General features: G+C 64.7%; 25 protein-coding genes and 1 pseudogene. 12 read left to right on the forward strand and 14 right to left on the reverse strand.

Annotated elements, in window-relative coordinates:
* The first annotated feature begins 179 nt into the window (after positions 1–179).
* The 5 genes from C0617_RS00355 to modB all read left to right on the forward strand — a co-directional run bounded on the left by C0617_RS00355 (position 180) and on the right by modB (position 4,467).
* Complete coding sequence (locus C0617_RS00355; RefSeq protein WP_291315029.1) at positions 180–1,049, forward strand: radical SAM protein; 870 nt, start codon at positions 180–182, stop codon at positions 1,047–1,049.
* Positions 1,050–1,135: 86 nt separating this feature from the next.
* Positions 1,136–1,939, forward strand: coding sequence for a TOBE domain-containing protein (locus C0617_RS00360; protein ID WP_291315030.1), 804 nt, complete (start codon positions 1,136–1,138; stop codon positions 1,937–1,939).
* The gene (gene modC / locus C0617_RS00365) at positions 1,936–2,994 is read left to right on the forward strand and encodes a molybdenum ABC transporter ATP-binding protein (RefSeq protein ID WP_291315031.1); all 1,059 of its coding nucleotides are present in this window, start codon (positions 1,936–1,938) and stop codon (positions 2,992–2,994) included. Before C0617_RS00360 ends, modC begins: the two co-directional genes overlap by 4 nt.
* Before the next feature lie 19 nt (positions 2,995–3,013).
* Positions 3,014–3,769 carry a molybdate ABC transporter substrate-binding protein gene (gene modA / locus C0617_RS00370; RefSeq protein WP_291315032.1) on the forward strand — a complete coding sequence of 252 codons (756 nt, stop codon included), beginning with the start codon at positions 3,014–3,016 and terminating at the stop codon, positions 3,767–3,769.
* Between the two features lie 11 nt (positions 3,770–3,780).
* Positions 3,781–4,467 (forward strand): molybdate ABC transporter permease subunit, encoded by a 687-nt coding sequence (gene modB, locus C0617_RS00375; protein ID WP_291315033.1) that lies wholly within the window; start codon positions 3,781–3,783, stop codon positions 4,465–4,467.
* 454 nt (positions 4,468–4,921) lie between these two features.
* Here the strand turns inward: modB and C0617_RS00380 are convergent, their stop codons facing one another.
* Both C0617_RS00380 and C0617_RS00385 read right to left on the reverse strand, forming a co-directional pair.
* Positions 4,922–5,704 carry an enoyl-CoA hydratase-related protein gene (locus C0617_RS00380; protein WP_291315034.1) on the reverse strand — a complete coding sequence of 261 codons (783 nt, stop codon included), beginning with the start codon at positions 5,702–5,704 and terminating at the stop codon, positions 4,922–4,924.
* A gap of 17 nt (positions 5,705–5,721) precedes the next feature.
* Positions 5,722–6,720: a YhdH/YhfP family quinone oxidoreductase gene (locus C0617_RS00385; RefSeq protein ID WP_291315035.1), complete on the reverse strand. Its 999-nt coding sequence runs from the start codon at positions 6,718–6,720 to the stop codon at positions 5,722–5,724.
* Positions 6,721–6,877: 157 nt separating this feature from the next.
* On the opposite strand from C0617_RS00385, the gene C0617_RS00390 reads away from it, so the two are divergent.
* Positions 6,878–7,222 carry a helix-turn-helix domain-containing protein gene (locus C0617_RS00390; protein WP_291315036.1) on the forward strand — a complete coding sequence of 115 codons (345 nt, stop codon included), beginning with the start codon at positions 6,878–6,880 and terminating at the stop codon, positions 7,220–7,222.
* A 17-nt stretch (positions 7,223–7,239) separates the two neighbouring features.
* On the opposite strand, the gene C0617_RS00395 is transcribed toward C0617_RS00390, so the two are convergent.
* A complete protein-coding gene (locus tag C0617_RS00395) occupies positions 7,240–8,283 on the reverse strand; it encodes a radical SAM protein (protein ID WP_291315037.1) in 1,044 nt (347 codons plus the stop codon).
* Between the two features lie 437 nt (positions 8,284–8,720).
* On the opposite strand from C0617_RS00395, the gene ilvB reads away from it, so the two are divergent.
* Positions 8,721–10,403, forward strand: coding sequence for a biosynthetic-type acetolactate synthase large subunit (ilvB, locus tag C0617_RS00400; protein ID WP_291315038.1), 1,683 nt, complete (start codon positions 8,721–8,723; stop codon positions 10,401–10,403).
* Between the two features lie 122 nt (positions 10,404–10,525).
* On the opposite strand, the gene C0617_RS00405 is transcribed toward ilvB, so the two are convergent.
* From C0617_RS00405 to C0617_RS00445, 8 genes and pseudogenes are all read right to left on the reverse strand, one after another.
* Complete coding sequence (locus tag C0617_RS00405; RefSeq protein WP_291315039.1) at positions 10,526–10,885, reverse strand: VOC family protein; 360 nt, start codon at positions 10,883–10,885, stop codon at positions 10,526–10,528.
* A 109-nt stretch (positions 10,886–10,994) separates the two neighbouring features.
* A complete protein-coding gene (locus C0617_RS00410; protein WP_291315040.1) occupies positions 10,995–11,903 on the reverse strand; it encodes a class I SAM-dependent methyltransferase in 909 nt (302 codons plus the stop codon).
* A gap of 37 nt (positions 11,904–11,940) precedes the next feature.
* Positions 11,941–12,186, reverse strand: a complete 246-nt coding sequence (locus C0617_RS00415) for a YwbE family protein (protein ID WP_291315041.1) — start codon at positions 12,184–12,186, stop codon at positions 11,941–11,943.
* A 245-nt stretch (positions 12,187–12,431) separates the two neighbouring features.
* Positions 12,432–12,686, reverse strand: a complete 255-nt coding sequence (locus tag C0617_RS00420; RefSeq protein ID WP_291315042.1) for a GIY-YIG nuclease family protein — start codon at positions 12,684–12,686, stop codon at positions 12,432–12,434.
* 14 nt (positions 12,687–12,700) lie between these two features.
* Positions 12,701–13,426, reverse strand: a pseudogene (locus C0617_RS00425) (spermidine synthase).
* Between the two features lie 126 nt (positions 13,427–13,552).
* Positions 13,553–14,035 (reverse strand): GreA/GreB family elongation factor, encoded by a 483-nt coding sequence (locus tag C0617_RS00435; protein ID WP_291315045.1) that lies wholly within the window; start codon positions 14,033–14,035, stop codon positions 13,553–13,555.
* 20 nt (positions 14,036–14,055) lie between these two features.
* A complete protein-coding gene (locus tag C0617_RS00440; protein WP_291315046.1) occupies positions 14,056–14,724 on the reverse strand; it encodes a 3'-5' exonuclease in 669 nt (222 codons plus the stop codon).
* Between the two features lie 12 nt (positions 14,725–14,736).
* Positions 14,737–15,723, reverse strand: coding sequence for a serine/threonine protein kinase (locus C0617_RS00445; protein WP_291315047.1), 987 nt, complete (start codon positions 15,721–15,723; stop codon positions 14,737–14,739).
* A 235-nt stretch (positions 15,724–15,958) separates the two neighbouring features.
* Between C0617_RS00445 and C0617_RS00450 the strand changes: the two genes are divergently transcribed.
* Both C0617_RS00450 and C0617_RS00455 read left to right on the forward strand, forming a co-directional pair.
* Positions 15,959–16,309 (forward strand): YkgJ family cysteine cluster protein, encoded by a 351-nt coding sequence (locus tag C0617_RS00450; RefSeq protein ID WP_291315048.1) that lies wholly within the window; start codon positions 15,959–15,961, stop codon positions 16,307–16,309.
* A gap of 111 nt (positions 16,310–16,420) precedes the next feature.
* Complete coding sequence (locus C0617_RS00455; protein ID WP_291315049.1) at positions 16,421–17,413, forward strand: lytic murein transglycosylase; 993 nt, start codon at positions 16,421–16,423, stop codon at positions 17,411–17,413.
* Positions 17,414–17,661: 248 nt separating this feature from the next.
* Here the strand turns inward: C0617_RS00455 and C0617_RS00460 are convergent, their stop codons facing one another.
* Complete coding sequence (locus C0617_RS00460; RefSeq protein WP_291315050.1) at positions 17,662–18,141, reverse strand: DUF1456 family protein; 480 nt, start codon at positions 18,139–18,141, stop codon at positions 17,662–17,664.
* Positions 18,142–18,300: 159 nt separating this feature from the next.
* Positions 18,301–18,717 (reverse strand): VOC family protein, encoded by a 417-nt coding sequence (locus tag C0617_RS00465; protein ID WP_291315051.1) that lies wholly within the window; start codon positions 18,715–18,717, stop codon positions 18,301–18,303.
* A 339-nt stretch (positions 18,718–19,056) separates the two neighbouring features.
* On the opposite strand from C0617_RS00465, the gene C0617_RS00470 reads away from it, so the two are divergent.
* From C0617_RS00470 to ablB, 3 genes are all read left to right on the forward strand, one after another.
* The gene (locus tag C0617_RS00470; protein WP_291315052.1) at positions 19,057–19,689 is read left to right on the forward strand and encodes a MarR family transcriptional regulator; all 633 of its coding nucleotides are present in this window, start codon (positions 19,057–19,059) and stop codon (positions 19,687–19,689) included.
* A gap of 76 nt (positions 19,690–19,765) precedes the next feature.
* Positions 19,766–21,082: a lysine 2,3-aminomutase gene (gene ablA / locus C0617_RS00475; RefSeq protein WP_291315053.1), complete on the forward strand. Its 1,317-nt coding sequence runs from the start codon at positions 19,766–19,768 to the stop codon at positions 21,080–21,082.
* Positions 21,075–21,908 (forward strand): putative beta-lysine N-acetyltransferase, encoded by an 834-nt coding sequence (ablB, locus tag C0617_RS00480; RefSeq protein ID WP_291315054.1) that lies wholly within the window; start codon positions 21,075–21,077, stop codon positions 21,906–21,908. The genes ablA and ablB overlap by 8 nt, the downstream gene beginning before the upstream one ends.
* A gap of 182 nt (positions 21,909–22,090) precedes the next feature.
* On the opposite strand, the gene C0617_RS00485 is transcribed toward ablB, so the two are convergent.
* A partial coding sequence (locus C0617_RS00485) for an ATP-binding protein (RefSeq protein WP_291315055.1) occupies positions 22,091–22,481 on the reverse strand: 391 nt, incomplete at its 5' end.

Raw genomic sequence — 22,481 nt, forward strand, 5'->3', positions numbered from 1 at the left:
GACAATCGATATTGCGATACAAGGCCGTATCGCCCCCTGAAGACGGCAAAGAAGCCCCCCGGAGATCTCTCCGCGGGGCTTTTTCTATCCAGTCACACGAGCATCGGCGCTCACCCCACAGCGGGTCAGCGCCGGTTTGCGTTTCGACCGCTTTATGCGGCCGCGAAAGGAGAAAAGCCATGGCCACCGGATGCCCGATGATGAAAGCCAAGAGACAGACCGACCACCCCTGCTTCGGCGGGGACCACGCCAATACCGGCCGCATCCACCTGCCGGTGGCGCCGGGCTGCAATATCAAGTGCGGCTTCTGCGAGCGCAAGTTCGACTGCGCCAACGAGAGCCGCCCCGGGGTGACCAGCCAGATCCTTTCCCCCGAGCAGGCCCTGGAGCGGGTGCGACTGGTCAGCCGCCACCCCAAGGTCGGCGGCAAGTTGAAAGTCGTCGGCATCGCAGGTCCCGGCGACCCCCTGGCCAACCCGAAGACCTTCGAGACGTTCGAACTGGTCAGGGAGGCCTTTCCGCAGATGCACCTCTGCCTCTCCACCAACGGCCTGCTCCTCACCGAGCACCTCGACCGCCTGCTGAGCCTCGGCGTCCACAGCGTCACCGTGACCGTCAACGCCCTGACCCCCGAGACCGGGGCGAAGGTCTACGAGTGGGTCCGCCACGGCGATGTGCGGCTCGAGGGCGAAGCGGGCGCGGCCCTGCTGCTCAAGCGGCAGTTCGAGGGAATCCGCTATGCGGCGGCCGCCGGCATGATGGTCAAGGTCAACTCGGTCTACATCCCCGGCGTCAACGACCACGAGACCCTCGACCTGGCCGTCAAGGTCCGCGACCTCGGCGCCGACGTCATGAACATCATCCCGATGATCCCGCTCGGAATCTTCAAGGGACTCGAACCCCCGAGCGATGTCGTCATGGAGATGGTGCGCAACAAGGCCGAGCTGATCCTCGCCCAGGCGCGCCACTGCAAGCAGTGCCGGGCCGATGCCGCCGGGCTGGTCGGCCAGGACCTCGACCTGGAAGAACTGCACGCCCAGGCCAGCTGATACGTGCATCCCGGTGGCCTAACGGTCGCCGGGATGCTTTTTGCGCAGCGTTATTCGCAACGGACATAACGACGGAAGGGCGACAGATGAATCCGACCGAAAACGGAGAAGTCCCGATCGGCCCGGAATGGGACGGTCTGCAGTTGCAGGGCAATGCGGACATGGAGCTGCTCGATGCCATCTGCTCCTGCGGATCGATCAACCGGGCGGCGAAAATGCTGGGGCTGAGCTACAGGGCGGCCTGGGAGAGGATCGACCGGTTGAACAACCTGTCCCGGAAGCCGCTGCTCGAGCGCAGCACCGGCGGCCGGGGCGGTGGCGGCACACAGCTGACCCGGGCCGGGAAGGAGTTTCTCGAGCGCTACCGGCTGCTGCATCGCGAGTATCAACGCATGCTGTCGCACCTCGAAGGCGGTGCCGCCCGGGGCCAGAAGAACCTGGCGCTGATGAAGAGGCTGAACATGCAGTTCAGTGCGAGAAATGCCTGGTGTGGAGAGATCCTGGAGATTTCCCAGGGGCAGGTCAACGCGCAGGTGGCGATATCCCTGCAGGGCCCGGCCGTGCTGAGCGCAATGGTCACCCGGCAGAGCCTGAACAGCCTCGCACTTGCGCCCGGCCGCGAGGTTCTGGCCCTGGCCAAGGCCTCGTCGGTCATCATTGGCCTCGATTTGCGTCCCGAGCAGGTGGGAGCCCAAAACCTGCTGACCGGGCAGGTGCGGCGGATCGTTGCGGGACCGGCGCAGGCCGACGTGACCCTTGAGCTGCCGGGGGGGAGCACGGCCAGCGGCGTGGTCAGCCTGGAAGGGTTGGAGTGCCTGGGACTCGCCGAGGGGGACGAGGCCTGTGCGCTGATCAAGGCCACGGATATTCTGCTGGCGACGGTGCAATGATGAGACTCGACATCGACCTGGAAAAGAGATTGGGGCACTTCGCCTTTAGCGCCCGCTTTGCCGTGGAGGGCCGGCGGATCGGGATCTTCGGCCCCTCGGGCAGCGGCAAATCGACCCTCGGCAACCTTCTGGCCGGGTTGCTCAGCCCCGACGCCGGAACCATTCTGCTCGATGGCCGCGACCTCTTCAGCAGTGAGCGGCGGGTCAACCTGGCTCCGGAGCGTCGCCGGGTGGCGGTGGTGTTCCAGCATGCCCACCTCTTTCCCCATCTGAACGTGCGCCGGAATCTGCTCTACGGTTTCCGGCGCACCCCGGCCGACCGGCGCAAGCTGACGCTCGAGGATGTCGCCACGGCCCTCGACATCAGCCACCTGCTCGGGCGCGGGGTGGGTGAACTGTCGGGCGGAGAAAAGCAGCGGGTGGCCCTGGGGCGGGCGCTGCTGGCCAGCCCCGACCTGCTGATTCTCGATGAGCCCTTGAGCGCCCTCGACAGGGGCCTGAAGGAACAGATCATCCCCTTTTTGCGCAAATCCCTGCGGCGCTTCGCCATCCCCTACCTCTACATCTCCCACTCCCTGAGCGAAATGCGCCTGCTGACCGACCAGGTCCTGCTCTTTGCCGACGGCGAACTGCAGGAGATTTCCGATGCCGACACCCTGGCCCGCCAGCGGATGACCAGCAGCAGAGGCGGCTACCTGAACCATCTGACGTTAAGCGACCCGCGGGAGGTCGGCAGCCTGCTCGGCTACCGCTGGGGAGAAAACGAACTGCTGGTGAGCCACCATGACAATCCGCAGGGGGGGCTGTTCGAGCTTTCCAGCAAAGACGTGGTGCTGTTCAAAAAGCATCCCCACGCCCTATCGGCCAGGAACCTGCTCACAGGAACGATCACCGAACTGATTCCTATGGGCGGGTCGGTGGGGGCGGTCCTCTCTTGCGGAGGTGAGCGATTGATCGCCCAGGTGGTGCGCGAAGCCGCCCTCGAACTGGGAATGTCCGTCGGCGGGCAGGTCTATGGAGCGATCAAGGCGTCGGCCTTTCGCCGCCTGGTGTAAACAATGAAGGATGAGAACGATGAAAAGACTTGGAATTATCGGCTTCGCCCTGGCCCTGACGTTGCTGCTGCCGTTTGGCCCGGCGCTGGCTGCCGAGGTCCGAATTTCAGCTGCAGGCAGCCTGACCGATGCGATCAAGGAACTGGTCGAGGGTTATCGGCAGTCCCATCCGGAGGTCGAACTGCTGCCGAATATTGCCGCCTCCGGAGCCCTGGCCAAGCAGATCATTGTCGGTGCGCCCGCCGATATCTTCATCTCGGCCAACCCGAAATGGATGGAATACCTCCAGCAAAAGGGTTTGATTGCCGCCGGTTCGGAACAGGTGCTGCTGTTTAACAGCCTTGTCTTGGTCGGCCCGCCGGAGAGCAGCGTCAGGTCCCTGCAGGACCTGCCCGCACTGCAACGCATCGCGCTGGGGAGTCCCCAATCGGTGCCGGCCGGAAAATATACCGAACAGGCCTTGACGGCAGCAGGGATTTATCCCCAGTTGCTCGCCGAGAGGAAACTGGTTCTGACCAAGGATGTCCGTCAGGCTCTGCTATACGCAGACCGGGGCGAGGTTGGCGGCGCCTTCGTCTACCGGACCGATGCGCTGCTGGCGAAACAGGCGAGAATTCTCCTTGCCGTTCCGCAGGAACTCTACCCGCGGATAAACTATCCGGCGGCATTGACCGAAGCCGGCGCAGACAACCCTGCGGCGCAAGCCTTTTTCCGCTTTCTGTTCAGCGCCGAAGCGCAGCGGATTTTCCGCAACCACGGCTTTCTCACACCTTAAGGACGGCGGCGATGTTCACCCTTTCTCCAACCGACATCCAGGCCCTGTGGCTGTCGGCGCAGGTCGCGACGGCGGCGACGCTGGTGGCCCTGCCGGCCGGGTTCGCCATCGCCTGGCTGCTGGTCTTCAGCCGTTTGCCCTGCAAGGCCCTGGTCGATGGGCTGGTGAATCTGCCGCTGGTGCTGCCGCCGGTGGTCGTCGGTTACCTGCTGCTGCTCCTCCTGGGGCGGCAGGGCCCGCTGGGGGCACTGCTGAATTCCCTCGGCATCCAGATGATTTTCACCTGGAAGGCCGCTGTGGTCGCCTGCGCGGTCATCGGCCTGCCGCTGATGGTGCGCTCGATCCGCCTTGGGATGGAGCAGATCGATCCCCACCTGCTCCATGCCTCGCGCACCCTCGGCGCCGGCTGGTTCGACACCATGCGCTCGGTGGTGCTCCCCCTGACCGTCCCCTCCCTGGTGGCCGGCGCCACCCTCTGCTTCGCCCGCAGCCTCGGGGAGTTCGGCGCCACGATCATCCTCGCCGGCAACATCCCCGGCGTCACCCAGACCATCCCCCTGGCCATCTACGACTACACCAACACGCCCGGAGGCGAGGCCGGGGCCCTCTCCCTGTGCCTGGTATCGATCGTCCTGTCCTACGTCGTCCTGCTTTTCAACGAGGCGGCGCTGCGGCGCTTTCGCAAAACGAACGGTTAAATCTGACCCTTGATTGCTGACAGTGCTTGCGACCGGGCAGCCAAGATTTGCTCTTCCAGGACTTGAAATGGTTTCGGCGAAAGGTGACTTTGAATTCCCCCTCTCTCCGCCGCCGGAGCGGAGCGGGCGTTTCGGGAAAGAGGCGGGCAAATGTTTCAGCGAAGCGAGTTTTTGCCCGCCCCCGAGACGCCTGCGGAGCGGAGGGAACCCGCCATCGCCATTGGCGATAGCGGGCTAGGTGATGGTGGCGCCCTGGGGTCCAGGGGATTGGGCGAGCAATCCCCGGTCGCCTGCGGGGGCGAGTCCCCGCAACACGCCAGAAGAGATGCAAGAACATAACGTCTCCCGGAGAGGCCCTGATGAGCCCTATTTTTTCCGCCCTCCAACAGTCCTCCCAAAGAGAAGAGGGCGGAACCTTCCGGCCCCGCCCTCTTCTCTCCAAACAACCCCATTTTCAGCGATGGCGGAACTTCGGCGGCCGCTTCTCCTGAAAAGCCTGCATCCCCTCCTTCTGGTCCTCGGTGGCGAAGCACAGGGCAAAGAGGTCGGCCTCGTGGAGGTTGGCCCGCTCCAGGTCCATCTCCAGCCCCTCGCGCACCGCCTCCCGGGCCAGCCGCACCGAGACCTGCCCCTTCTCGGCGATGGTCCGGGCCAGCCGCCGCGCCTCCTCCAGCAGCTCGCCGGGCGGAACCACCCGTTTGACCAGACCGATGCGATAAGCCTCGGCGGCGTCGATCATCTCGCCGGTGAGGATCATTTCCAGGGCCCGCCCCCGGCCGACCAGGCGGGGCAGGCGCTGGGTCCCCCCCCAGCCGGGGATGATGCCGATCTTGACCTCCGGCTGTCCGAAACGGGCCGTCTCGCTGGCGATGCGCAGGTCGCAGGCCATGGCCAGCTCGCATCCGCCGCCGAGGGCGTAGCCGTTGACCGCGGCGATGACCGGCTTGCTGCCCCCCTCGATGCGATTCAGCACCCCCTGGGCGAGCAGGGCGCTGCGCCGCGCCTCGAGAGCTCCGAGCGGCTGCATGGCGAAGATGTCCCCCCCGGCGACGAAGGCCTTCTCGCCGGCGCCGGTGAGGACCACGGCGTGGATCGCCTCGTCGGCCTCCAGCCCGCCCATGGCGTGTCCGAGTTCCTCGAGGGTCGCCTCGTCGAGGGCGTTGAGAGTGGCGGGGCGGTTGATGGTGAGGGTGGCGACCCTCTCCTCGATCTCCACGAGCAGGTTCTTAAAGGGCATGGTTTTCTCCTTTGCCGTCAGGCCTTCAGGTTGACCACCGTCCGGCCGCGCAGCTGGCCTTTCAGGATGGCCTGGATCTTCTCCTCGAGTCCCTCCAGGGAGCACTCGGAGGCGACCTCCTCCAGGCCCCCGGGATTCCACGGCCCGGCGAGCCGTTTCCACAACTCGAGGCGCGGCTCCATCGGGCACTGCACCGAATCGACCCCGTGCAGGCTGACCCCGCGAAGGATAAAGGGGTAGACGTTGAGGGGCAGGTCGGGGGAGCCGACCAGGCCGCAGCAGGTCACCGCCCCGCCGTAGCGGGTCGCCTTGATCGCCGCGGCGAGGGTGTCGCCCCCGACGCAGTCGACCACCCCGGCCCAGCGCTCTCTCATCATCGGCTTCTCGGCACCCTCCAGGACCGCCTCGCGCCCGACCACATCGGTGGCCCCGAGTCCTTTGAGGAAATCGGCCTCGGAAGCCTTGCCCGTTGCGGCGGTCACCCGGTAACCGCACTTGGCGAGGATCGCCACCGCCAGGGAGCCGACACCCCCCGTGGCGCCGGTGACGAGGATCTCGCCGTCCCCCGGCATCACCCCGGCCTGCTCCAGTTTGAACACGGCAAGGGCGGCGGTGAAGCCGGCGGTGCCAAGGATCATGCTCTCGCGCAGGGAAAGACCATCGGGGAGACGCACCGCCCAGGCCGAGGGGATGCGGATCAGCCCGCCGAAGCCGCCGTCGGTCTCCATGCCGAGGTCGAAGCCGGTGACGATCACCTCGTCGCCGGGAGCGAACGCGCCGCTGTCGCAGCTGACCACGGTGCCGGCAGCGTCGATGCCGGGGGTGTGGGGGAACTTGCGGGTCACCCCGGGGTGGCCGGTGGCCGAGAGGGCATCCTTGAAATTGAGGGAGGAGTAGGCGACCCGGACGACAAGGTCCCCCTCGGGCAGGTCGTCCAGGCTGCGGGTTGTCAGCCGGCGGGTGAATGTCTTCGGTTCGCTCTTCTCGACCAGCAGGGCGGTGAAGGTCTCGGCCATGTTTCGCTCCTCTTCTCGTCTGTGGGATTTCGGGCCCCGGGACGCTGCCCGGCGGATTTCTCCTTGCCAATTATAACGCAGGGCCTATAATATCAAGCACTATCCGAAAGACAAGTACTTACCTTTTTGTGCTGTAGTACCCAAAAGGAAACTATGCATGAAACCTGAGCCTGCCGAGCAAATCGAGAGCCCCGCCCCCGCCTACCGCTGCGGAGTGGAACTGACCCTGGAGGCGATCGGCGGCAAGTGGAAAGGGGTGATCCTCTGGCACCTGCTCCACAAGACCCTGCGTTTCAGCCAGCTTCAGCTGCGCCTGCCGGGGGTGACCCAGAAGATGCTGACCCAGCAGCTGCGGGAACTGGAACGGGACGGACTGGTCCACCGGGAGGTCTATGCCGAGGTGCCGCCCCGGGTCGAATACTCCCTTACATCGGAGGGGGAGACCCTGCGCCCCCTGCTGTCCCTGATGTGCGAGTGGGGCCGCGGCCGCGCCGAGGAATAGGCCTGCCGGGAAAAGGTTCAGGAGCCGCCTGCAACGAGGGGCAGGAGGTTGCCGGGATCGACGTGGGAAAGAGACGCGACCCGGCGCAGGACCGCGAGGAACTCGCCGTGCTCGGGGTGGCCGAGCCGGTGCACCGCCCGCCTGCCGAACTCCTCCCGGGAGAAGGTTCCCCAGTTGACGAGCCGGCTGAAGTAGACCGCGGCGCCGAAGCGGCGCGCCAACTCGGCGAAAGCCGGCATCTCCCGGAAGTTGTCGGCCTGCACCACGAAGCTGAGCTTCAGGTCAAGCGGCAGGGAGGCGACATAGGAGAGGTTGCGCAGGAGGCGGGGGAAATCCCCGCCTTTTCTGATGGCGGCGTAGGTTTCTGAGGTGGCGGCGTCGACCGAGATCTCGGCGGCGCGCACATAGGGGTGGACCGCCTCCATGCTCCGCCACATGGCCGCGTCCCACAGCAACCCGTTGGTGTGCAGCTCGATGCGCTCCAGGGCGGGAAAATCCTCCGCCCGAACCGAGCGCAGCAGGTCCCGGTAGAGGGGGCTGGCGAAGGGGTCGCCGGTGCCGCTGAGAACGATCGCCGCCGCCCCCGGGAAGACCTCCGCCCGGAGGGTCTCCAGAATCCGCGCCGCCCGCGCTCCCTCCTCGCCTCCTGCGAGGTAGGGCGCAACCCGGCAGGTGGGGCAGGCCAGGTTGCAGGAGCGATCGAAGCAGAGGTTGAGGACCCGGGGACCGTAGTCGAGGACCGATTCCCCCTGCCGCAGGGCGGTGCCGACGGGGCCGCGGGGCACCCCGGCGAGGGACTGCACCGGGCCGGTGCCGGTGGCGAGGCGCGGGCAGCGCCTGCGGCTGCAGTTGTGGAAGGTTCCGTTGAGAACCGCCTTGCGCAGCTCCCGGGCGCGGGGCCCGTTCCAGATCTCAGGGGCGGGCTCCTCCAGCAGGTTGCCGACGGGCCGGGGCAGCCAGGCCGGGCAGCAGAGGAAGACCTCCCCCCCCGGGTGGACCTCGAACCACTCGAAGGGACGGGTGCAGACAGTGCGCTCGCCGGGCTGATACGCCTTGCTCATCATGGTCTCCGACCTTCCGGGGCAGGACCTCCCGACCCCGGTCTGGCCGACAGCTTACCCCAAAACGGGCCTGGGCGGAAGGCTCACGCCGAACCGGGAGGAAGAACCCCTTGACACCCCCCGACGACTCGGCTATCGTTGCCCGAAAGGAGAAAAGACCTTGATCCGTTCCCTTTCCCACAATCCGACCCTGGTCGTCGTAGTCGTCGTAACCTGACGGCTCGCGGCCTCCTCGGTCTGTTCCAAGACATAGAACGACAGGGAGCGCGGGCACCAACCCCGCGCTCCCTTTTTTTATCCAAAAAAAAGGCCGCGGGGGCATCCCCCGCGGCCTTTTTCTCTCTGGGCGTTTGGGAAACGACGGTGCGACTGCTTTTTACGTTTGGACAGCCTTGATGAACGCAGGAATAACCCAACAACACAGAAGGAGGGAAACAATGAAGACCGGAGCCCAGATCCTGCTCGAGTGCCTGACGAAGGAGGGGGTGGACACCATCTTCGGCTACCCCGGCGCCCGCACCCTGCTGGTGCACGACGCCCTGCACGGCAACGAAGACTTCCGCCACGTCCTGGTGCGCCACGAACAGGGGGCGGCCCACGCCGCCGACGGCTACGCCCGCACCACGGGCCGGGTCGGGGTGTGCCTGACCACCTCGGGACCGGGGGCGACCAATCTGGTGACCGGCATCGCCACCGCCTACATGGACTCGGTTCCGATGGTCGCCCTGACCTGCCAGGTGACCACCGCCGACATCGGCAACGACGCCTTCCAGGAGGCGGACATGACCGGCATCACCCGGCCGATCACCAAGCACAACTACATCGTCACCGACGTCGACGACCTGGCGCGCATCGTCCGCGAGGCCTTTCACGTCGCCCGCACCCGCAGGCCCGGGCCGGTGCTTGTCGATCTGCCGAGCGACGTGCTGGCGGCCGCAACCGACAAACCGATTCCCGAGTCGGTCGCGCGGCGCGGCTACCAAGAGGTGCCGGCCCTCAACAAAAAACAGCTGAAGCGGGCGGCCGGGATCATCAACGGGGCGAAGCGGCCGCTGATCTACGCCGGCGGCGGGGTGGTCATGGCCGAGGCCGTAGAGGCGCTGCGCTCCGTCGCCGGAAAGGGGAACATCCCGGTGACCCACACCCTGATGGCGATCGGCGCGATGGACCACGCCTCGCCCCTGTCGATCGGCATGCTCGGCATGTACGGGGCCTTCTACGCCAACATGGCGGTGAGCGAGTGCGACTGCCTGATCGCGGTCGGCGCCCGCTTCGACGACCGGGTGGCGGGACGGGTGGACGCCTTCGCCCCCAAGGCGCGCATCGTCCACATCGACATCGACCCCTCGAGCATCCGCAAGAACGTGCAGGTCGAGGTGCCGATCGTCGGCGACGCCCGCCAGGCCCTGGAGGGACTGCTCGGGCTGGTCGAGGAGCGCGACCGCGGCCCCTGGCTGGAGGAGATCCAGGAGTGGCGAAAGGAGTTCCCGCTGCCGGCCCCTCAAAGCCCCGACCTGATGCCCCACGAGGTGATCGAAGCGATCAGGAACGTGGCGGGGGAGGCCCCCCTCATCGCCTCGGACGTGGGCCTGTCGCAGATGTGGACGGCCAACTACTTCGGCTTCTCCGGGGCCCGCCAGTACATCACCAGCGGCGGCCTCGGCACCATGGGTTACGCCCTGCCGGCGGCCGTCGGGGCCGCCCTCGGCAACCCCGGGCGGCCTGTCATTGCCATCAACGGCGACGGCGCCTTCCAGATGAACGTGCAGGAACTGGCCACCTGCGCCCATTACGGCCTGCCGGTCAAGACGATCATCCTCAACAACGGCAAGCTCGGCATGGTGCGCCAGTTCCAGAAGGTCTTCCTCAAGGAGCGCTTCGCCGCCACCTGCCTCGGGCCAGGCGTCGACTTCTGCACCGTGGCCCGGGGCTTCGGCGTCCAGGCCTTCAAGGTGGAACGCAAGGCGGACCTGCAGGGCACCCTCGCCCGGGCGATGGCCGCGCCGGGGCCGGCGGTCATCGACGTGGACATCGACCCCTACTGCTACTGCTTCCCGATGGTCCCGCCGGGAAAAAAGGCGACCGAGGCGATCTTCTGCGCCGAGGACTGGGAGGGATAGAAAGGGAAAAGGGGACAGGCTTCGTCCTGTCCCCTTTTCCAGGGTTCTCGGTAATCTCCGGGAGGGGATCGGGAAAGAAAGAATGGAATCAGCCCTCTCTATTTTCCAGCTCGGCCGGCTCCTCACTCCGCTCCGGGATCGTCCTCCCACAGGCCGAAGTGGTTCCCCTCGGTATCGAGGCAGACGGCGAAGTAGCCCATCCCCTTGACCGCCATTTTCGGTACCACGACCCGGCCGCCCAAAGATTCCACCCTGGCGGAGTCCTGGTCCACCGAGGCCACGTCGATGTAGTTGGTAATCGTCTGCCGCGGATGGCGGCGCGCCATCATGCCGCCTTCGACCGGCTTTTCCCCGCTGGTGGTGATCATCCAGTAGCCGCCGCCGGCAAACTCCTCGACCTTCCAGCCAAACAGCTCCGTGTAGAATGTCCTGGCCCGCCCGACGTCATCGGCCGGGATCTCGAAGTGAACAACCGTCGCCATAGCCCTGCCCCCTTTCCCCTCGTCCTGGAATATCGCGTCCCTTTACCTATAGACGCTGGCGGACAAAGGTCAAGGGACACCGGAAGAGTCGGGGAGGGCCAGGCGCCCCTCAGGCCGGTTTCCCCAGCCGGTAGTGCTGAATCGCCAGCCCCTGTCCGGGACGGGCCTCGGGGAAGCCGGGGCCGGCGTCATGGCTGCCGAGCAGCCTCGCCCGGGGGACCAGCTCGGCAAAGAGCCCGTCGAGAAAGGCGGGGAGCAGGTGGGGCGTGCTGAGGCAGGCCAGCACCTCCCCTTCCCCGCTCAGCAGTTCGGGGAGGCGGCGGACCAGCTTGGGCCAGTGGCTCTCGGCGGTAAAGCTTTTTCCCTGGGTCGCCGGGGGGTCGCAGACCACCAGGTCGAAGGGACCCAGCCGGCGCAGCCGACCGAAGCTGCGGAACAGCTCCAGGGACAGGAAGCTCGCCCGGCGCGGATCGAGGCCGTTGATGCGGTGGTTGAGGCGGCCCAGCTCCAGCGCCCCCCGGTTCATGTCCAGGTTGACCACCTGCTGCGCCCCGCCGGCCAGGGCCGCCACCGAGAAGCTGCAGCTGTAGGCGAATAGGTTGAGCACCCGTTTTCCCTCCGCCCTCTCCCGCACCAGTCGGCGCCCCGCCGCCATGTCCGGGAAGAAGCCTATGTTCTGCGCCTCCCCGAGGCGCAGCCGGTAGCGCAGGCCCTCCTCCAGGGCCTCCACCGTCTCCGGCAGCGTCCCCCACAACAGCCGGCTCGGCGCCCCCGCCCGGCAGCGCTCCTGAAGCAGGACCGCCTCCGTCTCCGGAAGCTCCGCCAGCAGCAGCTCGGTCAGCTCGTCCAGCCATTTTTGGGAACGTTCGCGATACAGGACCACCAGGACCACCGGCGCGAAGGAGTCGATGGTCAGGTCGGCGTAACCCTCGAAGGTCTGCCCCCGGCCGTGAAAGAGGCGGCGGGCCTCGCCGGAGCGGGGCAGGTGTCTGCGGATTTCGTTTTGGATGGTCTGCATGGGGGAATGATTGGAAAAAGAAAGGGATTAAGTCCCCTTATCGGTTTTCGGTGCCCGGCTCGCCTGCGGGTTCTGCGGTTTCGGGACCGGCTTCGGCGGAGGCCTGAACCCTGCCGACCTGGCCGTCTTCGAGGCGGACCTTGATTCCCCGGGAGTGGTAGGGGGCCTTGGTGAGGAGGTCTCTGACGATCCCCTCGGTCCGCCGGCCGGTGCGCTGGTCCTTTTTCAGCACGATCGCCACCGCCATGCCCGGCTGGATCTCTTTTCTATGCCGTCCGTCCATCGGCGTGAAACCTTTCGGTTCTAGATCTCTCGAAGGTTGAATCGAGACAATGCTAAATCGGCCTCTCGCCCGTTCGCATTCGCTCTCTCAAGTCGCAAAGAAAAGCATTGAGATCCGATTTATTGCCCTTCTTGACGCCTTTGCGGCTTTACGCGAGACGAGATGTTTGGTTTTTCCGGATTCCTCTGTGCCCTCTGCGCCTCTGTGTCAACAACCTCTGCTTCGGCCGCAGGTCCGAAACCTTCCTACCCGCCCTGCCCGCCGACGAGGGCCAGCTTGCCCTGCCGGGGCAGGCGCTTGATCGCCATCTCCCGGCGGGTCGCCTCGCCCCGCGACGTCGCCTGCTCCCGGTAGAGGAGTTCGACCGGAAGGCGGCCCCGGGTGTACTTGGCGCCGCGCCCTTCGGCGTGGGTCCGCAGCCGCATCTCCAGGTCGTTGGTGATGCCCGTGTAAAGCGTATCGTCGGCGCAGCGCAGAATGTAGACGTACCAAGGTTTCATGATCGAAAGAAACCTCAGGAGCGGCCCCTGGCCCTCGCCGGTTTCGCCCTTCCCGTACGGGGCGACGGCATCTTCGCCAGGTAGACCACGTGGCGCAGCCCCCCCCGTCCGGGCCGCTCGCTCGTCACCGAAAATCCGGCGGCCTTCAGGCGCTTGTCGAAACCGGCGTCGAAATTCTCGCCCCACACGGCGAAGACCCCGCCGGGGCGGAGGGCGGCCCGGGTTGCCTCGATGGCCCTGCTGCCGTAGAGGGGATCGTCGCGCTTGTGGGAGCCGGCGTGGGGACCGGTGTAGAGATCGAGGACGACGGCGTCGAAGCCCTCCGCCCCGGCGCCGACGGCGGAACGGCGGATAAGGTCGGCGACGTCGGTGATCTCCACCGTCACCCGGGGATCGGTCGCGGCGCCCCCGGTGAGCCCCGCCAGGGGGCCCCGGCACCATTCCAGGACGACGGGGTTGAGCTCCGCGACGACGACCTTGGCGGCAGCGGGCAAGGTATCGAGGACCGCTTTCAGTGTAAAGCCCATGCCGAGGCCGCCGACCAGCACCCGCGGGGCGGGGTGCCCCTTCAGGTGTCTGCAGGCGAGTTCTCCGAGGACGACCTAGGAGCGGTGGGCCAGGCTGTTCATGAGGACCCGCCCGCCGACGGTGATGAGGAAGTCCCGCTCGCCGCGCTGGCGCAGCTCGAGGGCGCCTTCGGCCGTGGGGACGTTGTCGATGGTTTTCCAGGGCTGGGCCATGGGGGAGGACCTCGTGGAAAATGGTTGGCTTAAAAGAGGGGGGATTCTAGCACAGGGGGCGCAGGGGGAAAAGGGACGGTTCTTTAATCCGCGAAGGCAAGCCCGGATCATTGCGTCAGGGCGACCTCAACGAACCTCGACGATCTCCCACTCCCGCTTCGAAGCGCCGCTCCGCATCTCCACGACGTCCCCCGCCTCCTTGCCGAGCAGCTCCCGTCCGACGGGGGAGTCGGGGGTGATGACGACGATCTCGCCGCCGCCCTTTTCGACCTTCAGGCCGCCGGACTGGGGACCGATGAAGAGCGTCTTCCGGTTGCCGTCCCCGTCCTCCAGGGTGACCAGGGCGGAAAGACGGATGGGGGCGTCATCGGGGAAATCGAGCAGCGGGAGCTTGCGGTAGGCCTCCAGGGCGCAGCGGATCTCCTGGGCCCGGTTCGCCTGGGCCTGGGCGATGTAGGAGGCCTCCAGGGCGAGGGTGGCGTACTTGTTGTCGGGGACGTTCTCCTCATGGGTGGAGGCCTGGTGGGCCGTCTTCGCCGCCTGCAGCAGAAGATCCAGATCCCCGGAGAGTTTCTTGACGATATGTTGGAGAATGCGTTCCTTGTTCACGGCGTCCGTCTCTCCGCGCCCTACGGAGCGCCCTGCTCTTCGGCCCGCTCTTTCAGGAAGGCCGGAACCCTGACCTTCTTGACCGCCGCCAGGGAGCGCATCAGGTCGAAGGGAACGTGGCGGAAGCCGTAGGCGCGCCTCAGGTCCTCTTCCATCCTCAACCACAGGTGGCCGGTCATCTCCGCATCGGCCAGGGCGCGGTGAAAACTGCCGTCGGTCGGCAGCCCCTTGTGGCGGACCAGGGTCGCCAGCTTGTGGTTGGGGGCCTCGGGGTAGACCCGGCGGGCGGCCAGCATGGAGCAGGCGAAATCCTGCCGCCGGCGCCTGCGGATCCGGTCCAGCTCGGCGTCGAGAAACCGGCTGTCGAAAGAGGCGTTGTGGGCCACCAGGGGACGGTCGCCGATGAAGTGGTGGAACGCCTCCATGACCTGGGCCGCCGGCGGGGCTCCCTGCACCATGGCGTTGGTGATGCCGGTGTAGTTCTCGATGAAAGAGCTGATCCGGATGCCCGGGTTCATCAGGCTCTGGTAGCGCTCGACGATCTCCCCCCCGCGCAGCACCACGGCGCCGATCTCGATGGCGCGGTCCCCCGAAAGGGGCGAAACCCCGCTCGTCTCGAAATCGAGGACCACGACCTCCGCCCCGTCGCACCCGCCCGATGTCCCTCCCTGCCCCATTTCCGCCATCATCGCCGTCTCCCCCTAGAGCGCCTGCAGGGGCGGCTCGTTGAGGGCCGCGAGCTGCTCGCGCAGGTGCAGGATGTGCTCGCCCCAGTAGCGGACCGTGTTGAACCAGGGGAAGTGCCGGGGAAAGGCCGGGTCGTCCCAGCGCCGGGCCAGCCAGGCGGCGTAGTGGAGCATGCGCAGGGTGCGCAGGGCCTCAATCAGGCGCAGCTCCCGGGGATCGAAGTCGAAGAACTCGCCGTAACCCTCGAGGATTTCCGAGAGCTGGGCGGTCTGGCGGGGCCGATCCCCCGAAAGCATCATCCAGATGTCCTGCACCGCCGGGGCCATCCGCGCGTCGTCCAGGTCGACGAGGTGGGGGGCGCCGTCGCACCAAAGGATATTGCCCGCGTGGCAGTCGCCGTGGGTGCGGAGATAGCGCATCCCGTCGGCCCCGTCCATGGCCTCGTCGACGGCCCGCAGCAGGTCGGCGCTGAGGGCGTCGTAGCTCGCCTTGTACTCGGGCGGGATGAACCGCTCGCCGATCAGGGCCACGCTATCGTGGCCGAAAGTGACGCTGTCCAGGCGCGGGCGGTGCTCGAAGGGGCGGACGGCGCCGACCGCGTGGAGCCGGCCGAGGGTCCGTCCCAGGATGAGCAGGTTGTCGAGGTTGTCGAACTCGGGGGCGTGCCCGCCCTGGCGGGGGTAGAGGGCGAAGCGGAAGCCGCGGTAGTGGAACACGGTCTCCCCCGCGTCGTTGGCCAGGGGAGCGACGACCGGCAGCTCGCAGCCGACCAGCTCATGGCAGAAGCGGTGCTCCTCGGCGATCTGCGCGTCGCTCCAGCGCGCCGGTCGGTAAAACTTGGCGATGAGCGGCGGGCCGTCCTCGATGCCGACCTGGTAGACCCGGTTCTCGTAGCTGTTCAGGGCGAGGGTGCGGCAGTCGCAGACGTACCCCTGGCTTTCAACGGCATCCATGATGAAGCCGGGGGTCAGAATTTCGAAAGGATGGGAGGTCTCGGTCATCGTCTCAACTATATGCGGGTCAGAGGCCAAAAAGCGGCGGGCCGGTTCCCTCTCTCTTTCGGCCGCCCCCGTCAGTCTGACCCGCATTCCCCCCGCGGGGCAAGGAAAAACTTCTTCCGGACGGCCTGTCGGGGAGAAGGGGAAGAGCCAGTCGCTTGATCCCCTACATTATTTTTTGTATATTAGTAAAACCACACCACGTGTTGGGGACCCTTTCCGTTCATAGGAGACTGGGATGACCGCCTTGACTGACTGTGTGAAAAAGCTGTTCAAGAGGGAGGAGGCACACTGCCTCGGCTGCGGCGACTGCTGCAGGGAATTCAGCTGGCACCTGCACGCCTCGGACGCTGACATCGAGCGCTGGCAGCGCCTCGGGCGAGACGACCTGCTGGCCCGGGTCAACCGGCTCGGCTGGATCTGGGTCGACCCGGAGACGAAGGAGCGCCTCCCCCTCTGCCCCTTCCTGGTGGAGACGGCGTCGGGCCAGGCCCACTGCGGCATCCACGAGATCAAGCCCGACATCTGCCGCGCCTACCCCACCCTGGCGCACAACCGCTGCTGCATGAAAGGGATCTTTATTCACTAGCCCCCCGATACCCCTCTGACGCCCGGAAGAAATGCGATACAATGAGCGGCAAGGTCCGTTACCGGACCCTGCCGCCTTTTCGTTGTGCCCACCCTGTTCAGGAGTCTGAGAATGAAGTCTGTCGGCCTGCTGGTACTGATGATCACAGGCGTTTGCTGGCTGTTCGCGGCGGCCGCCCCGGCGAAGGACCGGGAAGAGACGTTCGCCGCCTGGCTGGAGGACCTCCGCGCCGAGGCGCTCGCCGCCGATATCTCGCCCAAGACCATCGATGCGGCCCTGGCCACCGTCGAGGCGCCCCTGCCGCGGGTGATCGAGAAGGACAAAAAGCAGCCGGAGAAGACCCAGTCGCTGCAGGACTACGTTTCGGCCCGGGTCAACGAAGAGCGCATTGCCGAGGGACGCAAGATGCTCAGTCGCTATCCGACCTGGCTGGGCCGGGTCGAGCGGAAGTACGGCGTGCAGAGGCGCTTCCTCGTGGCCCTTTGGGGCATCGAAACCACCTACGGCAAGTACTCCGGGCGCCACCCGGTCATCCAGGCGCTGGCGACCCTGGCCTACGAAGGGCGCCGCGGCCCCTACTTCCGCCGGGAACTGCTAGACGCCCTGCGCATCCTCGATGAAGGGCACATCCCCCTGGAGGAGATGAAAGGCTCCTGGGCCGGGGCCATGGGGCAGTGCCAGTTCATGCCCTCCTCCTTTCGGAACTACGCGGTCGACGGCGACGGCGACGGCCACATCGACATCTGGAACTCGGTCCCCGACGTGCTGGCCTCGGCCGCCAACTACCTGAAACGCGCCCGCTGGAAGGACGACCAGACCTGGGGGCGGCCGGTGAGGCTGCCGAAGAATCAAGACCTTAGCAACCTGGCCGGGCTGGCAACCCGCCTCCCCCTGTCGCGCTGGCAGAAACTCGGGGTGAGACGCAGCAACGGAGGAGCCCTGCCCCGGCGCGACCTCGAGGCCTCGCTGATCCTGCCCGACGGCGCGGACGGGACGGCCTACCTGGTTTATGACAATTTCCGGTCGCTGCGCAGATGGAACAAGTCCAACGCCTTTGCCGTCACGGTCGGGACCCTGGCCGACCGGATTGCCACGCCGAGGTAACGGGAAAACCTTCGGGAAGAGCAGGCATGAAAAAAGAGCGCCATGGCCGATCGGGCCATGGCGCTCTTTGCTGGGCAGGCATTTCCGACGACGTCTTAAACAGGCATCAGGTCCCGATATTTTGAAGCAGTCCTCTTCCCTCACATGGGTCTTGTCTTCTTCGGTTTTGTTGAAAAGTGGCCGAACAAGACCCGCCCCACCTGCATGCAATACTTGTCCGCTCCGACGATCCCCAATCTACCTGTCTTTCAAACCTGATCGGCCTGTACTTGATCGCGATATTTAACCTGCATTCCTTTTAAAAAATTTCGCAGGATCTGGTCCTTACAGGTTCGGTAATTCTTGTTGTTCGGATTCCGAAAAAATGCGCTGAGTTCGTGCTTGCCCAGGCGAAATTGCGCCAGGCCCATAATCTCCAGGATGTCTTCATCCTTCAGGTTCAAGGCGACCTTCAATTTCCTGAAAATGATGTTGTTGTTCAGGCTTTTTTCCGGGACCGGCTGCGGCCCTTCTTTTTTGCCTCGCCTGTCGGTAATGAAACCATTCAGAAAGGTTGCGAATATCCGATCGTTGCATTTCTGATACGCGGGATCATCGTCTTTTTTCAACCAATCGCTGATCTGTTCCCGCGTCACCTGAAGGTCGGCCAGGCCGAACAGGGCGATCATTTTCGAATCGTCCAAATCGAACACATAGCGGATGCGGCGCAAAATATCGTTATTGGTCACAGGCGTACTCCGATCTGGATTGCCATTAGAAGCCCTAGGCGCCGTTGTCCCTTCGGCCCGAACCGGTTTCCTCTTCCACGTTCCGAATGCCCGGGAATCCCCGCAGGAAAAAACCGTCTGCCCGGTGGTGATGCTCGGGGCCCGAAGCCCCTATCCTTCTTATACGCTCTCGTCGCGCGGCCCGACCCAGAAGAAAGGGTTATGGGCGACCTCCCACAGGTGGCCGTCCGGGTCTTTGAAGTAGCCGCTGTAGCCGCCCCAAAACACCTTCTGCGGTTTTTTCACCAGGGTTGCGCCAGCCTCGATGGCCTGGCGCATGACCTCGTCCACCCCCGCCTCCGACGAGACGTTGTGGGCAAGGGTAAACGACTCGAACCCATGACCGTCCGCCGAGACCGTCGCATCCTCAGCCAGCGCCTCGCGGCCATACAACCCCAGCCAGGTTCCGTTCAGGGTGAAGAAGGCCACTGTCGGGGGAGATTCCATTCGAGGAAAGCCTAGGCCCTCTTCGTAGAATTTCACGGAGGTCGCAAGGTCCCGAACACCGAGGGTAATCATGCTGATGCGAGGTTTCATTCGCAGCTGGCCCTCTTTGGCTTAGAGCGTGTATGAAGGAGAACCACTGATGATTTTTTTCATTGTACAAGCTCATTCCGGAGGCGGCGACTCTTGCGCTTCTGGCCACAAGGCATTCTATGCGCTATGGCCATGCCATTCAAGCGCCTTATCGTGGAGGCCCAACTGACGCCAACGCGTTGAAGAGCGACCGATTTTTGATCCTCGCATTTTTCTTATATTCCGGGCCGGTGCTCGACTTTGGCACTGAGCAGGGGGACCCGATTGACACCTGGAAATATTTTGTGCTAGAATCATTCGCGTACGAAACATTTTAACTGAAAACAAGAAAAGACCCCGATGAGCGACCCCTCAGAGCAAAAAAGCGAACAATCCGAATCGGGGCCCGAGAAGGGCCTTTCCAGTGATCGCTCACAAAAAATCAAAGTCCTGCCGGGGCCCGGGAACACCCCGCAGGTCCCCAAGGGCAGCTATGAACTGCGGGTTCTTCAATCTCTTCGCAGAATCATTCGGGCGGTAGAGATCCATTCCAAAAAACTGGCCCAGAACCACAAAATCACCGGTCCCCAGCTGGGTTGCCTCTCGGCCGTCCATGATAGCGGCCCGCTGACGACCACCAAACTCGCCCAGGCGGTTTATCTGAGCCCCAGCACCATCGTGGGTATCATCGATCGCCTCGAGGAAAAGGGGCTGGTGATCCGCCAGCGAGACAGCAAGGACCGACGCCAGGTCCAGATCTGTCTGACCGAAAACGGAGAGCGGTTGGTGAAAAGTACGCCGTCCTCCCTTCAGGATACTCTCGCGGATGCGCTGAAATGCCTCCCCGAACTGGAACAGGTTTCCATCACATTGGCCCTGGAAAAGGTCGTCGACCTCATGGAGGCCCGCAAGATTGAAGCCTCCCCGGTCCTCGAAACCGGCCCCCTCACATCTCCTTTCCCCCCGGGTTCGACCCCTGCCGCGAAATCCTGATTTTTTCTGTTCTCATTTGTCATTCCGGCGTTCGCAGCCGGCACCCCCTCCCCGGCCTGATAACGCAGGAGAAAAGATGCCTATATACTCGAGTAACCAACAAGAGATAGCCGAAAGAATATCGCCCCGAACGGCCAGTCTCCCCAAGTGGAAAGACTGGAAGTGGCAGCTCAAAAACTCCATTCAGAACGTCGATGACTTCGAAGACCTTCTCGGCATCAAGCTCGAGGAAAAAGAGCGTGAGAAGATCATCCTGACTTTAGAAAAATTCCCCCTTTGCATCACTCCCTACTATCTCTCCCTCATCGACCTCGACGACTTCCCGAACGGCCCCATTTTCAGGCAGGCCTTTCCCTCCCCGGCAGAGTTGAATGTCGACCGGCACGATCTGGCCGACCCCCTGGCGGAGGATATGGACAGCCCGGTGCCGGGCATCACCCATCGCTACCCGGACAGGGTGCTGTTCCACATCAGCAACGTCTGCTCCATGTACTGCCGCCACTGCACCCGAAAGAGAAAAGTCGGCGATGTCGATACGATCCCGAGCAAGGACTCGATTAGCCAGGGGCTGGATTACATACGCGGCAACCCGATCATCCGGGACGTGCTCCTCTCCGGAGGCGATCCCCTGATGCTCTCCGACGACTACCTCGACTGGATTCTCACGGAGCTGCGCGCCATCCCCCACGTCCAGGTCATCCGCATCGGCAGCCGCATGCCCGTCGTCCTGCCCTACCGGATCACCGACGACCTGGTGGCGATGTTCAAGAAGCACCAACCCCTGTGGTTCAACACCCACTTCAATCATCCCCGGGAAATCACCGCCTCATCCCGGCAGGCTCTGGCCAAGCTGGCCGACGCCGGCCTCCCCCTTGGCAACCAGACGGTGCTGCTGGCCGGGGTCAACGACTGCCCCCGGATCATGAAGTCCCTGGTGCACAAGCTGGTCGAGAACCGGGTGCGGCCCTACTATCTGTACCAGTGCGACCTCTCCGAGGGGCTGACCCACTTCCGTACCCCGGTCGGCAAGGGGATCGAGATCATGGAGAGCCTGATCGGCCACACAAGCGGCTTCTCCGTGCCGACCTACGTGATCGACGCCCCCGGCGGCGGCGGCAAAATCCCCCTCAACCCGAACTATCTGATTTCCCTTTCGACCAACAAGGTGGTGCTGCGCAATTACGAGGGCGTCATCACCACCTACCAGGAACCGGACAGTTACGAACCGGTTTTCTGCGACCGCAAGTGCGAGCAGTGCGACCTGCAGCTGCATCTGGACGAGGCCGAGGAATGCCTCCCCACGGGAATCGAAAAATTGCTGGCCGACCACGATCAAACCATTTCCCTGACTCCGGAAGACAACAAGCGAATGGAGCGCAGAGAAGATGATTGATTCCATGGAGATTATCGGCGAGTCGCTGATCCAGCACGGCAAGGCCAACGACCGCGCCTACGTGATGAAAATCGGCAAAAACGACTACCCCGGGATCGTCGGCGACGTGGTGGCCCTGGCCCGGGCCAACGGCTATTCCAAGATTTTCGTCAAGGCGCCGGCCTTCGCCCGCCCCGCATTCATGGACAGCGGCTTTGTCGAGGAAGCCCGGGTGCCGGGCCTTTTCCAGGGCGAAGAAGACGGCTTCTTTTTGAGCAGATTTTTTTCGCCGGAGCGCGAAGCGGAGGGGCAGCCCGACCTGGTCGCGGAGATTCTAGAGGCTGCCCGGCAGAAAAGGGGGAAAACCGGCGACGCGAAGCTGCCGGCAGGGCATGCCTGCCGCGTCATGCAAAAGGACGATGTCGAGGAGATGGCCCGACTCTACCGGCAGGTGTTCGCGTCCTACCCCTTCCCCATTCACGACCCCGACTACCTCGCCCGGACCATGGACGAGAACCTGTCGTATTACGGCATCTGGATCGACAGCAGATTGATCGCCCTGTCGTCGGCCGAGATCGATTTTGCCGGGAAGAATGCTGAAATGACCGACTTTGCGACCCTGCCGGAGTGCCGCGGGTCGGGCCTGGCAACGTACCTGTTGGACCAGATGGAATCGGGCATCAAGCAGAGCGGCATCCAGACCGCCTACACCATCGCCCGCGCCTACTCCTTCGGCATGAATATCACCTTCGCAAAGCACGGCTACGCCTTTGGGGGCACCCTGGTCCACAACACCCAGATCTCAGGCAACCTGGAAAGCATGAACGTCTGGTACAAACACCTCTGAGCCGGTTCGTTGCCTGCCTCGCCCTGTCGCCTGACTTGAACCTCCGTGTCCCTTTCCCCACGGGGCGGGCCGGTGCGCATGGGCGGGGTCCTGCTCTGCCACTTTCTTCCCTTGACCGCCTCCCATCATCCACATTCCGAGCCAGGCAACCGCAGGGCAGGCGATCGAGACAGAGCCTCTGCTCAGGTCACGGGAAGCCACACCAGCACCGTCGTGCCCTGACCGAAACTGCTCTCGACCCGGATCCGCCCGCCATGTCCCTCGACGATATGCCTGGCGATGGACATCCCCAGCCCGAGCCCCTCCACCGCCGTGTTGGAAGCGTCGCCCCGGTAGAACTTGTCAAAAACCCGCTCCACCTGCTCCGGGGTCATGCCCACGCCCTGGTCCGCGACGCTGATCAGAAACCCATCCTCCTGCCTCTGCCCTGCGACCAGTACCGTGGTCCCCGCCGGGGAGAACTTGGCAGCGTTACTGAGCAGGTTTTCCATCACCTGCTCCATTTTCGCCGCATCCATTCGGAACATCAGCGGCCCTTCGGGCAACGAAACCTTCAGGTTGTGCTTGGTGGCC

Source organism: Desulfuromonas sp. (genome assembly GCF_002868845.1).
In the GTDB taxonomy this organism is placed as follows: domain Bacteria; phylum Desulfobacterota; class Desulfuromonadia; order Desulfuromonadales; family BM501; genus BM501.